The sequence below is a fragment of the Bizionia saleffrena genome, assembly GCF_008086175.1.
GTDB classification, from domain to species: domain Bacteria; phylum Bacteroidota; class Bacteroidia; order Flavobacteriales; family Flavobacteriaceae; genus Bizionia; species Bizionia saleffrena.
In genome coordinates this window covers 234,917-248,975 of sequence record NZ_VSKM01000002.1, presented here as the reverse complement: position 1 = coordinate 248,975, position 14,059 = coordinate 234,917, and the positions used below count along the sequence as shown (strand labels likewise).

Sequence of the window (14,059 nt, the reverse complement as noted above, 5' to 3'; positions counted from 1 at the left end):
TACGGAATGATAAAGCGGTTTTTTTATACTTTAAAAATAAGAGTTGAAAATGGTGTTACTTATAACTTTTATCATTTTATTAATCTAACTGTTATTATAGTTTTAACTTTGAAAAACCTAGAATCCTACAATTAATTTGGATGTATTATGTCAAAACTATTAAAAATCGGGCATCGTGGTGCTGCTGGTTATCTTGCCGAAAACACCATAGCGTCATTTAAAAAAGCATTAGAATGCAATGTAGATGGTATAGAACTCGATGTGCATTTGTGCGCTTCGGGTGAGTTAATTGTGTTTCACGATTTTACTTTAGATAGAAATACGAATGCTACTGGAGAGGTTTCAAAATGCACTTTAAAACAGTTACAATCGGTGGTTGTTTTCGACAAACATTATATTTCCAGTTTAACTGAAGTGTTAGATGTTATCGATAAAAAATGTATCGTCAATATTGAGTTAAAAGGTAAAAATACTGCAGCCGAAACGGTTCGTGTCATTCAAAAATATATACACGAATATAACTGGAGCTATTCACATTTTATCGTGTCTAGTTTTCAAAAACACGAATTAGAGACCGTTTCAGAATTAGATAAAAAGATTCCGCTTGCTGTTTTAACCAAAGCTAATTTAGACGAAGCTATTGAGTTTGCAAACACCGTCGGAGCAAAAATTATACATCCCAATTTTACATTGTTGTCTAGGGATAATGTAAAACGAGTGCAGGGTGAAGGCTACACCATTAATACATGGACGGTTAATGAACCCGAATCGATAGCGCGAATGAAATTGTACAAAGTAAATGGTATTATAGGAGATTTTCCAGATAGATTATGATTGAAAAAGATATTATTATAGTAGGTGGTGGAGCCGCTGGTTTTTTTACAGCGATAAATGCAGCAGAGAAAAATCCGCATTTAAAAATAGCCGTTTTAGAGCGTGGAAAAGACGTGCTAACCAAGGTTAAAATTTCTGGTGGTGGTCGTTGTAATGTCACGCACGCCGAATTTATTCCGCAAGAATTAGTTTTAAATTATCCCAGAGGTGAAAAAGAACTGTTAGGCCCTTTTCATACTTTTATGACAGGGGATACGATAGAATGGTTTGAAAAACGAGGTGTAGAACTTAAAATTGAAGACGATGGTAGAATGTTTCCCGTTTCCGATTCTTCACAGACCATAATCGATTGTTTTTTAAATGACGTCGAAAAGTACGGTGTTGAGGTCTTAAAAAATCAACCTGTAACGACCCTTAAGCCCCTCGAGAATGGTTGGGAAATACAAACCAAAAACGACGTTTACCATTGTAAGAAAGTGGTTTTAGCAACGGGTAGTAACCCTAAAATATGGAAAGTTCTCGAATATTTAGGGCATACCGTGGCTGCTCCCGTACCGTCTTTATTTACGTTTAATATTAAAGACGAACGGATAAAAAACATCCCTGGTGTTGTTGTGAAAAATGTAGAGATTACGGTGCAAAATACCGCGTTAGCGTCTAGTGGGCCTTTGTTAATTACCCATTGGGGAATGAGCGCGCCTTCTATTTTAAAATTGTCTGCTTATGGTGCTTTAGAACTAGCAAAAATGGACTATAAGTTTGCTATCTCTATTAATTTTATTGGTAAGAGTTCTCCCGATTGTATGGCGAGTTTAAAAGCCATAAAAAAGGAGCTTAATAGAAAAACAGTCTATAAATTCCCTCAGTTTGATTTGCCAAAACGTCTTTGGTATCAGTTAGTTTTAGCGGCTGATATTACCGAAGTTATGCGTTGGGCAGATTTAAACAAACAACAATTAGAAGCTTTAACGAATCAATTAACCGAAGCTGAATTTATGGTAGACGGAAAAAGCACGTTTAAAGAGGAGTTTGTAACCGCTGGTGGTTTAAATTTAAAAGAAATAGATTTTAAAACCTACGAAAGTAAATTACATCCTAATCTTTACTTTTCGGGGGAGATTTTAAATATAGATGCGGTTACTGGCGGGTTTAATTTTCAGAATGCTTGGACGGGGGCCTATATTTTAGCTCAAAACTTGTAGCGTTATAAAAAAGCGTATTGCCTAACTTCGAGGATAAATGTTTGAAAGTTTAAAAAAAATAGAGCCGATTGGTGGTGTACTATTGAAAAATTAGGATGTAAAATGTATGTCGCTAACACAGTATGAAAATCTTGTTTTTGAACGTTCACTAGGCGCAATAAGCACCATTGCTGCAGTTGTTAAATAAGCTATTTTAAGTGGTTATGGTTTGGATGTTGCTATAATGGTTAAAACAAGTTACGCCTTTACATCCATAATAAGAGAAACCCCTGCAGATAAATTACCTATTGAAAAGAGCTGTTTTAGAGCTGTGAATAGTTGTCTCTTTTTTTATTAGCACTTCTTTAAATTTTAATACAATCCCAAGACATCTTTAGCGCCTCGCGCACTTGAATATCCGACATTGGTAATTCCTTTTTAAATTTTAAACGCGCCGCAGAAATGACGGTGCCAAACGCCATCTGAACTATTAAACGTAAAGGCACGTCTTTTAGTTTTTTTTGTAAAATACCAGAAAGCATAAAATCTCTAATATTTACAAAATGCTGTACGTTTTTCAGTCGTATTTCCGGAGTTATAATTGGTGGCACTGCTACGTGTTCCATAAATTCAAAAGCAAGGGGGTTTTCTGTAAAGTAATAAAACATATTTAACCATATCGCTTCGTATTGCTTTTTAAAATCTTCATCAGGCATATTTGCTATTAGTACGACACCAAAATCCCTACAAATCATCGAGTAGATTTCTTCGATAATTTCATTTTTATTTTTAAAATAATGATAGATTGTTCCTACGGCAACATTGGCTTCCCTAGCCACTTGCGACATTGGTGTGGCGTGTACGCCTTGATCCACAACGAGTTCTAACATTGTGAGAATAATTCTTTGTTTTTTATCCATTAAAGTGGTTTTTAAAACGTAACTAGAAAAGAGGGTGCGAATCTTAAGGAGAGATTCGTAAACTAGTTAGTAAACTATTTGTTATCAATTAAAAGGACTTAAAACGCAGATAAGAGAATTAGAAATTTATACTATTTATAGCGTAAAAGCTAAGTCAGCCTTAATTATTTAGGCAATGTACTAAATTATTAAATAGAATTAAAAACTATATTTGCAAAAACGTTTTTTAATGATAGAATTAAATTTTATTTCCAATTATAGCCCAACCATTTTAAAAAAAGGAAAAGTGACGTGGGCCTCACCAAGTAATATTGCGTTAGTAAAATATTGGGGTAAAAAGGAAAATCAAATACCCGAAAATCCGTCTATTAGCTTCACTTTAGAGGCGTGTAAAACCGAAACTGAGCTTGTTTTCGAACCGAGAAACGGTACTCACGACTCATTTTCTTTTGAGGTGTTTTTTGAAGGCGAAAAAAATGAGGCGTTTAAACCAAAAATTGAAACGTTTTTTAAACGTATTAAGGATTATGTGCCGTTTTTAAAACAGTATCATTTTATTATTAATACGTCAAATACATTCCCGCATAGTTCTGGTATTGCTTCTTCTGCCTCAGGAATGAGTGCCTTAGCGTTATGCTTAATGAGTGTTGAGAAATTATTAAACCCGAAGATAACGACAACGTATTGTAATAAAAAAGCCTCTTTTTTAGCACGTTTAGGCTCTGGTAGTGCTTGCCGAAGTATTGAGGGCGATATAGTTGTTTGGGGACAACATTCTGAAATTGAGGGAAGTTCCGATCTTTTTGGCGTAAAATATACCGAGGAGGTGCATTCTGTATTTAAAAATTATCACGACACGATTCTATTGGTAGATAAAGGTGAAAAACAAGTAAGTAGTACGGTTGGGCATAACTTAATGCACAATCATCCATTCGCTCAAAACCGATTTAAACAAGCGGTGGAGAATATAACAACAATGAAAACTATTTTAAAATCTGGAGACTTAAAAGCGTTTATAGCCTTAATGGAAAGTGAAGCCTTAACGCTGCACGCTATGATGATGGCGAGTACACCTTACTTTATTTTGATGAAACCGAATACGTTAGAAATTATTAATAAAATTTGGGAATTTAGAGCAGAAACTGGCCTTAATATAGGTTTTACTTTGGATGCAGGAGCGAATGTGCACGTACTCTTCCCTGAGAACGAGGCCGTGAAAATTAACGAATTCATTAACAAAGAGTTAGTTGCTTATTGTCAAAATGGTCATTATATTTGTGACCAAATAGGATTTGGTGCAAAACAATTGTAAATTCACTATACCAAATCTTTAGTTAGCATATGAAAGGACCTCTTTTTTACTCAAAAATCCTTCTTTTCGGAGAATACGGAATCATTAAAGATTCGAAAGGACTGTCAATACCTTATAATTTTTATAATGGCGCGCTAAAAACAGATCATAATACGTCTGAAGTTGCACTGCTTTCAAATAAAAATTTGAAACGTTTTGCAGCGTATCTTTCTACTCTTGATGCAGAATTAGTGGTTTTTGAAATTGAAGCTTTAAATGCCGATATTGAAGCAGGAATGTATTTTGATTCGTCTATTCCACAAGGCTATGGTGTGGGAAGTAGTGGTGCACTAGTGGCCGCTATTTATGATAAATATGCGATTAAAAAGATTACAGTTCTTGAGAATTTAACTCGAGAAAAATTATTGATTTTGAAAACGGTCTTTTCGGAAATGGAATCTTTTTTCCACGGAAAATCTTCAGGATTAGACCCGTTAAATAGTTACTTAAGCTTACCAATACTTATCAATTCTAAAGATAATATAGAAGCGACTGGTATTCCTACACAAAGTACGTCTGGTAAAGGTGCGGTCTTTTTAATAGATAGTGGTGTTATTGGAGAAACAGCGCCAATGGTTAGTATTTTTATGGAAAGCATGAAACAAGAAGGGTTTCGTAATATGTTAAAAAATCAGTTTATAAAACATACCGATGCGTGTGTAGACGATTTTTTAAATGGCGATATCAAGTCCTTGTTTTCTAATACAAAACAACTCTCTAAAGTGGTGTTAAACCATTTTAAACCTATGATTCCTAAGCAATTTCACGCCCTTTGGAAAAAGGGATTGGATACCAATGACTACTACTTGAAATTGTGTGGTTCTGGCGGTGGCGGTTATATTTTAGGCTTTACCGAAGACATCCAAAAAGCAAAAAATGCACTTAAAGACTACAAGTTAGAAGTGGTTTATAACTTCTAAATTTACGGTATGTTTTCTCGTAAGCATAAACACATTATAATTAAGTTTTTCAGCCTTTTTTCTGTTGTTCGTGGTTATAATATTTTAATTGTTGTCTTAGCGCAGTACTTAGCATCAGTGTATATTTTTGCACATAATATACCCGTAAAAACTGTTTTATTCGATGTTAATTTATTAATGTTGGTTTTAGCCTCTTCGGCTGTAATTGCTGGTGGTTATATTATAAACAACTTCTACGATTCAGAAAAAGATTTAATTAATAAGCCTAACAAAACACTGTTAGATAAGTTAGTCAGTCAAAATACAAAATTGTCTTTTTATTTTGTGCTCAATTTTTCGGCCATAATAATGGCAAGTTACGTGTCTTTTCGCGCTGTACTATTTTTCTCGATTTATATTTTTGCCATTTGGTTCTATTCTCATAAGCTTAAAAAGATGCCGGTAATTGGTAATCTTACTTCAGCAATATTAACAATTACACCATTCTTCGCCATTTTTACCTACTATAAAAATTTCGATACAGTAATTTTTGTTCACGCTACCTTTTTGTTTTTAATTATTTTAATTAGAGAGGTCACGAAAGACTTAGAAAATATAAAAGGCGATTTAGCTTTGGGTTACCACACTGTACCCGTTAAATATGGAGAGAAAATCGCAAAATATATTATAAGCTTTTTGGTTTTGGTAACCTTATTTCCAGGGTATTTGTTGGTTTATAAGTTTGAAGTGGGGTATATGTATTTCTACTTTAATGCGTGCCTAATGCTACTTATTATATTTCTTATTTTATTGTGGCGATCGCAATCAAAGAAGCAATACGTGATACTTCATAATGTGTTAAAGCTAATTATTGTGGCTGGCGTTATTAGTATTTTGTTAATTGACGTAGATTTAGTCTTAAATAGACTATTTTAAATAATCAGATCTTAAAATCTGTTATCAAAATTATTAAATATATCTTTGCAAAAAAAACACAAGATGAGTAAACAAGGTGGGAATGATAAAGGAAAGGCTTCAGGTCGAGGAAGTAATACGAGTAAATCTAAAAGTTTTACAAGAGGAAAGGCCCCTTTAAATAAGAAAGCATCGACTAAACCAGTGTCAAAAACAGCGGCTAAACCAACGCCTAAAGCGGCATCGAAAGCGCCATCAAAAAAAGCATCTAATCCTAGCGAAATTAGATTAAATAAATATATAGCAAATTCTGGAGTATGCTCGCGTCGTGAGGCCGATATGCATATCTCTACGGGACTGGTTTCGGTAAACGGAAAAGTAGTAATCGAAATGGGGTACAAAGTGCAATTAGACGACGAAGTGCGTTACGATGGTGCGCGAATTAACCCAGAGCCAAAAGCTTACGTGTTACTTAACAAGCCTAAGGGGTTTGCTACGACAGTAAGTGAGAATAAAGGGCGTACAGTTATGGATTTAGTAGCCAATGCAACAGCTTCGCGCGTAAAGCCTATTGGGCGTTTAGGGCGAAACTCTACTGGGTTATTGTTATTTACTAACGATGATGTCGTTATGAGTCGCTTTACAAACTCTAATAAAGGAGTGGAACGTTTATTTCAAGTTGAATTAGATAAGCCCCTAAAATTAGAGGATCTAAAAAAAATTAGAGAAGGTTTTAAAGTCGAGGGGAAATTAGTTTCAGTTGAAGAAGTTGATTATGTAGATAATAAAAACAAAAACGAAATTGGTATAAAAATTAAAAATACCGGAAATACTATTTTACATACTATTTTCGATAGCTTAAAATATGAGATTGTTAGAATTGATTGTGTTCAAATTGCACATTTAACTAAAAAAGATATTCCTAGAGGTCACTGGAAACACTTAACAATACAAGAAATAAATACATTAAAGATGATGTAAAACTCTTGCATAATACACTAAAAAGCCACAACATAACGTTGTGGTTTTTTTTGTGATATAATTTTAGTTTTAATTTTAGAGTTGTTGATTTAATAAGCTGATTAATAGAATATTGCAGAGATCAAATTTTTTTAAAAAAGTTATGGTTAAATGTTCTTTTTTGAAAAAAATGTATTTCTTTTGTATAGCATCTAGCTGAATAAATTGAATCGTATTTCTATGTTCGGGCTTTTGAAAATTAGGAAGTCATATTCAAAAGCAGCTTATCGTTTAAGTAACCGAATTCTAAAGCTAACTTCTGCCCATATCTCTATTGTTGCGCCCCAGCACAATTATGCGTTTGTACCTGTTACAGAAAATAAAATTAAAATTTGATCTCATTCTGCTTTTTATTGAAGCTTCATTGTCATACTTTTATAACTCACAACACAACTAATTCAACTATTTTTTAAAAAAAATTAATGAACACGAAATATATTGATTTAATAAGTCAAACCTTCGATTTTCCACAGGACGAATTTACGTTAAGCGACAGCAAACTTAGTTTTCACGATATTGATTTAATGGAACTTGTAGAACAGTATGGAACGCCATTAAAATTCACTTATTTACCCCAAATCTCGACTAATATTAAGCGGGCAAAAAAATGGTTTGCCGATGCGATAGAAAAAAATGAGTATAAAGGGAAATATAGCTATTGTTACTGTACAAAGAGCTCTCACTTTAAACACGTTTTAAACGAGGCGCTTAAAAACGATATACATATAGAAACCTCTTCGGCTTTCGATATTGATATTGTCGAGAATCTTAAAGCGGAAGGTAAAATTACAGACGAAACATTTGTTATTAGTAACGGGTTTAAAAGGGCTCAATATGTAACTAACATTGCGCGATTAATAAACGGCGGACAAAAAAACTGCATTCCTATTATAGATAATTACGAGGAAATCGAATTACTTTCTCAAGAAGTAACAGGAAACTATAATATTGGTATCCGTATTGCTTCGGAAGAAGAGCCGAAATTCGAGTTTTACACGTCGCGTTTGGGGATAGGTTACAAAAATATTGTTCCGTTTTACAATAAACAGATTAAAGGCAATAAAAAAGTGAAATTAAAAATGCTTCACTTTTTTATTAATACAGGAATACGAGATAACGCGTATTATTGGAACGAATTGCAGAAATGTTTAAAAGTGTACACCAGTCTTAAAAAGATTTGTCCGAGTTTAGATAGCTTAAATATTGGTGGTGGTTTCCCTATTAAAAACTCGTTAGCCTTCGACTTTGATTATGAGTATATGATTGATGAAATTTTAAACCAAATTAAGCTAACTTGTGCAGAAGAAGGGGTTAAAGTGCCCAATATATTTACAGAGTTTGGTAGTTTTACTGTAGGTGAAAGCGGTGGTGCCATTTACGAGGTATTGTACCAAAAGCAGCAAAATGATAGAGAGAAATGGAATATGATTAATTCTTCTTTTATTACCACGCTTCCAGATACTTGGGCAATTAACAAACGTTTTATTATGTTGCCTATTAATCGCTGGGATCAAGGTTACGAGCGCGTTCTGCTAGGAGGTTTAACTTGCGATAGCGACGATTATTACAATAGCGAGCAACATATGAATGCTATTTATTTACCAAAATACAATAAAGAAAAACCATTATATATTGGCTTCTTTAATACGGGAGCTTACCAAGAATCTATAGGCGGTTTTGGCGGATTACAACACTGTTTAATTCCTTCACCAAAACACATTTTAATAGATAGAGACGACGATGGAAACATTACAACATCGTTATTTAGTGAACAACAAAAAAGTGAAGACTTACTTAAAATTTTAGGTTATGCAAAGTAAAACTTATGCTGGAATTCCAGAAGAATTTTCAAAATTAGAAACAGCAAAAATTGTCTTAATACCAGTGCCCTACGATGGGACGAGTACTTGGCAAAAAGGAGCAGATAAAGGTCCTGAAGCTTTTTTAGATGCTTCGGCAAATATGGAGTTATACGACATAGAAACGCAAACTGAGGTCTATAAACAAGGCATTTTTCTTGCTAAACCAGTAACGGTAAACAGTTCGCCAGAAGCGATGGTTGAAGCGGTACACGAAGCAACTAAAAAATACTTAAAGAAAAATAAGTTTGTTACTATTTTTGGCGGAGAGCACTCTGTATCTATTGGTACTATTCGTGCCTTTAAAGACTTTTATAACAGTTTAACAGTGTTGCATATCGATGCCCATACAGATTTGCGTAAAACCTACGAAGGCTCCACTTGCAATCACGCCTGTGCGGTGTATGAAGCCAGTCAGACTACCAATTTAATTCAAGTGGGTATTCGTTCTATGGATTATATTGAGACCACAGTAATGGACAAAGAAAAAACATACTTTGCGCACGAAATGGCCATTAACGATTCGTGGATGGAATCGGCTATCGATCAAATGACGGAGAATGTGTTTATTACTTTCGATCTTGATGCTTTCGATCCTTCAATTATGCCAAGTACAGGAACCCCAGAACCAGGCGGTTTATTATGGTACGAAACGTTAGAATTCTTAAAACAAGTGTTCGAAGAGAAAAATGTTGTCGGTTTCGATATTGTAGAATTATGCCCTAATCAGAATGAGAAATCTTCAGATTTCTTAGCCGCAAAATTATATTATAAGATGCTAAGTTATAAGTTTCAAAATGATGATTTAGACGACTTTCATGACAGTCAATTCGAAACAGTAAAATCTAAAAATAATCCTTCAAAATTTAACGAAGACGATGAGTACTAAAGGACCAATATCACAATTTATAGAAAAACACTATTTACACTTTAATGCGGCCGCTTTAGTAGATGCCGCAAAAGGGTATGAAGCGCAGTTAGCATCTGGTGCAAAAATGCTAGTTTCTCTAGCTGGCGCAATGAGTACTGCAGAATTAGGTAAAAGTTTTGCAGAAATGATTCGACAAGATAAAGTGCAAATTATTTCTTGTACTGGAGCAAATCTTGAAGAAGATATAATGAATTTGGTTGCGCACTCACATTACAAACGTGTGCCAAATTATAGAGATTTAACCCCTCAAGACGAGTGGGATTTATTAGAAAAAGGATTAAACCGTGTTACCGATACTTGTATTCCAGAAGAAGAAGCGTTTAGACGTTTACAAAAACATATTGTAAAAATCTGGAAAGACGCCGAAGCTAAAGGAGAGCGTTACTTACCGCACGAGTATATGTATAAAATGTTGTTATCTGGCGTTTTAGAAGAGTACTACGAAATCGATTTAAAGGACTCTTGGATGTATGCTGCAGCCGAGAAAAATTTACCTATTATTTGCCCAGGATGGGAAGATAGTACAATGGGGAATATTTTTGCAAGCTACGTTTTAAAAGGAGAGTTAAAAGCAAGTACAGTGAAATCTGGAATTGAGTATATGACTTTTCTCGCAGAGTGGTACACCAACAATTCTCAAAAAGGGATTGGCTTCTTCCAAATTGGAGGAGGAATTGCAGGCGATTTTCCTATTTGTGTGGTACCAATGTTATACCAAGATATGGAGCGCCCAGAAACACCATTTTGGAGTTATTTCTGTCAGATTAGTGACTCGACAACAAGCTACGGTTCGTACTCTGGAGCCGTTCCAAACGAAAAAATAACGTGGGGTAAATTAGATATTAATACTCCAAAATTTATAATAGAAAGTGATGCCACAATTGTCGCACCTCTTATATTTGCCTACTTATTAGATATGTAATTATGGAAAAGAAAAGAGACAATTTGAAACGCGTTATAGTCGACTTTAAAAAGCTAACTCCAGAGATTTTAGCTTTATTAGTAGAGAAGTATCCTTATGGTTACGACGAAGATCATATCATTTCGTTTAAAAATGCTAAAAATGAATTAGTTGAAGCCGTAGAGGTAACTACCGAAGACACAAAATACCTAGTTAAAGTAAGTACTAAACTTGTTAAAACTATGGAGAATTATGATGAGGATGATTATGAAGACTTCGATGATAACGATCCAGAAGCTGTACAAGACCCTGAAATAATTGAGGAGTCAGAAGACGACTTTGAGTAGTCCGTTTCTAAATCATTAATAGTTAAAGACCGCGAAACGTATGTTTACATTTTAAAATGCACACTGTTGTTGCTTATCAAGTAGCAAACACTATCAATATTAAAGAGCGTAAAAAGCAGCTGTCGTGGCAGTTGCTTTTTTAAGATAGTGACGAATTATTCTACACAGTGTCTCGCGCTGCTTATGTTTATATGTTTCATTACGGTATGGTTCGTTTTTTTAATTTCAAAACGGAAGAGATTGAAACTATTTTTCGAACTTTACAACGATTTTATAACACCCCTATTGCCGATAAACTACAAGAACGCATAGCCGTTTTTATCACGCCAAATAAAATGATGGTGACCTACCATCACTTATTTTTGCCGCAACTAAAGAAAGAAATGATTGGTTTAGTAATGCTTAATATTTCGCAAACGGTGGCTCTAGACCGCTATTCACAGATTACCGAAGACTTGTTAATTGAAACAGATGCGCACACCTCGTATTTAGAAAGAAAAGGAAAACTCCTTATTTCTGGCAATACGCTAAAACGCTTTATTGGAAGAATGCTCAATATCAAAAATAAAATTTCTGAAAACTTATATAGCTTCGATTTACCAGATATAACTTGGGATAATGAAGATTTAAATAAGTTAAATCAGGGCTTGAAGCAAGTGTTTGATTTAAAAGACCGCTACCGTTTAATTTATGATCGTATTGAGATTATAAAATAAAATTTGGAACGCTTTAAAGACATTTTGGATCAGAAAGAAAGTAGCCGATTAGCATGGATTATTATCATCCTAATCGTTATTGAAGTATTCGATATGTTTATTACAAAAGTGATGTAATCTAAAAAAATTATTACAACGTATATATAGTTAGTCTTAACTTACCAGCTGTTTCTGGGATTGAAATGGTTTTAAGTCTGTCGGAACTTAAGGTAGAATCGCTATCCGATATTTATTTTAATCTTTTAAATATGTATCAATTATGAAAACAAAACACATTTTATTATTTGCAGTTTTAGGTCTTTCTTTTTTTGGATTAACAAGTTTTGCCACTTACAAACAGAGCCTTGTTTTAAACGAAGTGCGTGTTCAAGATACTAATTCTGTAAAAGGCGATTTCGATGGACACGAGGAGTATGGGTATAATTTTATTGTTGTTAATGGCGACGGAGATGAAAGAACGCTAACATTTCAAAAAGTTGATGAAGCCGTTTTAAACATATTCGATTTAGAATCGCAGGCTTTAGTGGGGAAATCTTTTGAGGTTTTTTATACTGTGGATTACGAAACTGTTTTAGATGAAAACGGGGATGAAGAGGGATTGGAAACCAAAACCATTACAGCTTTAAAAGCGCTTTAATTTTTTATATAGGCGATAAAGACAGATTTGCGAAAGTCAATCTGTCTTTATTTTAAGCTGTTCTTAATTAAAAAGAATATGTCTCTTTTTGGCCGAAACCTCCCAGAGGATGGCACAAAATACGACCCCATATTCCAGACCGATTAACCATAAATTCTCACTAGTTGTAGGAGACGCGTAAGCCATATAGCTAAAGATAATAACAAAACTCCATACTAAAGGAAATTTGTAATTAGTAAAAATACTTAAAAATAAGAGTGTTGTTAAATACCAGGGATGCACAGTAGTACTTAAAAATAAGTACGCGGTAAATGCAAAAAGCATCGTTTTTATAAAGTTTTTAAACGATTTATTTTTTTTGAATAAAGCCAGATACAGTACATAACTAAATACGAGAACCGGTAAAAGCTTCCCTATTACAGCAATTTGATTATAACCAGAGTACCAATACCCAATCTCTCTAAATAAATAATAGATACTGGCATTAAATTCAAAATTATTAAACCAAAGCCCTACTGTTTTAGAATAATTTGAGATAAACTCCACAGATAAAAAAGGAACAAAAATAAGAGCTATGACACCTCCAATTATACTATAAAAACTCATTAGTTTCCAAAAACTTAATTTAGTGAACTGTTCATTGGTATTAAACCATTTAAAAAATAAAGGCAAAAATAATAGGGGCATTAATTTAACTGAAATGGATAAGGCTATCACAACGGCAGCAAATTTCCAATGGTTTTTATGCAATAGGTATAAACTCCATACCAAGAAAAAAACCATAATACCTTCAAAATGCAAATTACCAGTTAATTCTATTATTATAAAAGGATTTAAAATATACCAGAAGATGTTACTAATAGGTATTTTAAGACGTTTTAGTAGCTTAACACCAAAATACAAGGCGCCTATGTCTGCCGCTATTATTAGTATCCTCAGTACAACTACCGAGCCCAAAATGCTTTTACCAGAAAACAGGGCCGCAATAGCAAAACATAACTGATTTATAGGCGGGTAGTTAGTGAAATGGCTGGCGCTTAGAGCACCCATTCCGGCCATAAGTTCTTGCGCTTGCGCCACAGGAAATTTCTCGATGCTTACAAATGATTCTGGGGTATATAGATAAGGGTTTAAACCGCCCAATAGCATCCGGCCATCCCAAATAAATCGATAAAAATCTTGTGATAAGTTGGGGATGGCAATGATAAAAATAACACGGAAGGCAATCGCGGCGATTACTAACAGTTTAAAATGGCGTTTACTTATTTGGGTTAACTTATAAAAGAGCACAAATAAAGCAGAATAGAGCGTAAAGAGCTTTAAGTAATCTGATCGCTCTAAACTATACGCGAAAGTAGAATAGAAAAGTGTACTTATTACTATAAATAAAATTGGGATTTTATACTCGTGTAATTTTAAATCCTGAAACATAAGCGTTAGTGATTAAGCGGTGTGTTTGAGCTCTCCCGATAGTAATCGGGAAGCGAGTAGTGCAAGCGCGACCTTTAGGTAACGCCCAAAATAGACTTTTTTTTACTCTTAGTTTTT

At 34.1% G+C, this 14,059-nt stretch carries 14 protein-coding genes; 12 read left to right on the top strand and 2 right to left on the bottom strand.

Annotated features, from left to right (window positions below; all coding sequences use genetic code 11):
- The first annotated feature begins 147 nt into the window (after positions 1 to 147).
- Positions 148 to 834: a glycerophosphodiester phosphodiesterase gene (locus ES676_RS02765; protein ID WP_148368505.1), complete on the top strand. Its 687-nt coding sequence runs from the start codon at positions 148 to 150 to the stop codon at positions 832 to 834.
- Complete coding sequence (locus ES676_RS02760; RefSeq protein WP_148368504.1) at positions 831 to 2,036, top strand: BaiN/RdsA family NAD(P)/FAD-dependent oxidoreductase; 1,206 nt, start codon at positions 831 to 833, stop codon at positions 2,034 to 2,036. Before ES676_RS02765 ends, ES676_RS02760 begins: the two co-directional genes overlap by 4 nt.
- 344 nt (positions 2,037 to 2,380) lie before the next feature.
- Here the strand turns inward: ES676_RS02760 and ES676_RS02755 are convergent, their stop codons facing one another.
- Positions 2,381 to 2,935: a TetR/AcrR family transcriptional regulator gene (locus ES676_RS02755; RefSeq protein WP_148368503.1), complete on the bottom strand. Its 555-nt coding sequence runs from the start codon at positions 2,933 to 2,935 to the stop codon at positions 2,381 to 2,383.
- A 229-nt stretch (positions 2,936 to 3,164) separates the two neighbouring features.
- On the opposite strand from ES676_RS02755, the gene mvaD reads away from it, so the two are divergent.
- The 10 genes from mvaD to ES676_RS02705 all read left to right on the top strand — a co-directional run bounded on the left by mvaD (position 3,165) and on the right by ES676_RS02705 (position 12,511).
- On the top strand, positions 3,165 to 4,247 hold the full coding sequence (gene mvaD / locus ES676_RS02750; RefSeq protein ID WP_148368502.1) for a diphosphomevalonate decarboxylase: 1,083 nt from the start codon (positions 3,165 to 3,167) through the stop codon (positions 4,245 to 4,247).
- Positions 4,248 to 4,276: 29 nt separating this feature from the next.
- Positions 4,277 to 5,206, top strand: coding sequence for a mevalonate kinase family protein (locus tag ES676_RS02745; RefSeq protein WP_148368501.1), 930 nt, complete (start codon positions 4,277 to 4,279; stop codon positions 5,204 to 5,206).
- Positions 5,207 to 5,215: 9 nt separating this feature from the next.
- Complete coding sequence (locus ES676_RS02740; protein WP_148368500.1) at positions 5,216 to 6,121, top strand: geranylgeranylglycerol-phosphate geranylgeranyltransferase; 906 nt, start codon at positions 5,216 to 5,218, stop codon at positions 6,119 to 6,121.
- A 63-nt stretch (positions 6,122 to 6,184) separates the two neighbouring features.
- The gene (locus ES676_RS02735) at positions 6,185 to 7,081 is read left to right on the top strand and encodes a pseudouridine synthase (protein WP_148368499.1); all 897 of its coding nucleotides are present in this window, start codon (positions 6,185 to 6,187) and stop codon (positions 7,079 to 7,081) included.
- A gap of 461 nt (positions 7,082 to 7,542) precedes the next feature.
- The gene (locus tag ES676_RS02730; protein ID WP_148368498.1) at positions 7,543 to 8,940 is read left to right on the top strand and encodes a type III PLP-dependent enzyme domain-containing protein; all 1,398 of its coding nucleotides are present in this window, start codon (positions 7,543 to 7,545) and stop codon (positions 8,938 to 8,940) included.
- Positions 8,930 to 9,868, top strand: a complete 939-nt coding sequence (gene speB / locus ES676_RS02725; RefSeq protein ID WP_148368497.1) for an agmatinase — start codon at positions 8,930 to 8,932, stop codon at positions 9,866 to 9,868. The genes ES676_RS02730 and speB overlap by 11 nt, the downstream gene beginning before the upstream one ends.
- Positions 9,858 to 10,832, top strand: a complete 975-nt coding sequence (locus ES676_RS02720) for a deoxyhypusine synthase family protein (RefSeq protein WP_148368496.1) — start codon at positions 9,858 to 9,860, stop codon at positions 10,830 to 10,832. Before speB ends, ES676_RS02720 begins: the two co-directional genes overlap by 11 nt.
- Before the next feature lie 2 nt (positions 10,833 to 10,834).
- The gene (locus ES676_RS02715) at positions 10,835 to 11,158 is read left to right on the top strand and encodes a hypothetical protein (protein ID WP_148368495.1); all 324 of its coding nucleotides are present in this window, start codon (positions 10,835 to 10,837) and stop codon (positions 11,156 to 11,158) included.
- Positions 11,159 to 11,325: 167 nt separating this feature from the next.
- Entirely contained in the window at positions 11,326 to 11,874 is a 549-nt protein-coding gene (locus ES676_RS02710; RefSeq protein WP_246130282.1) for an RMD1 family protein, read from the top strand.
- Positions 11,875 to 12,133: 259 nt separating this feature from the next.
- Complete coding sequence (locus ES676_RS02705) at positions 12,134 to 12,511, top strand: hypothetical protein (protein WP_148368494.1); 378 nt, start codon at positions 12,134 to 12,136, stop codon at positions 12,509 to 12,511.
- A gap of 63 nt (positions 12,512 to 12,574) precedes the next feature.
- Here the strand turns inward: ES676_RS02705 and ES676_RS02700 are convergent, their stop codons facing one another.
- Positions 12,575 to 13,942: a mannosyltransferase gene (locus ES676_RS02700; RefSeq protein ID WP_148368493.1), complete on the bottom strand. Its 1,368-nt coding sequence runs from the start codon at positions 13,940 to 13,942 to the stop codon at positions 12,575 to 12,577.
- Positions 13,943 to 14,059 lie beyond the last annotated feature (117 nt).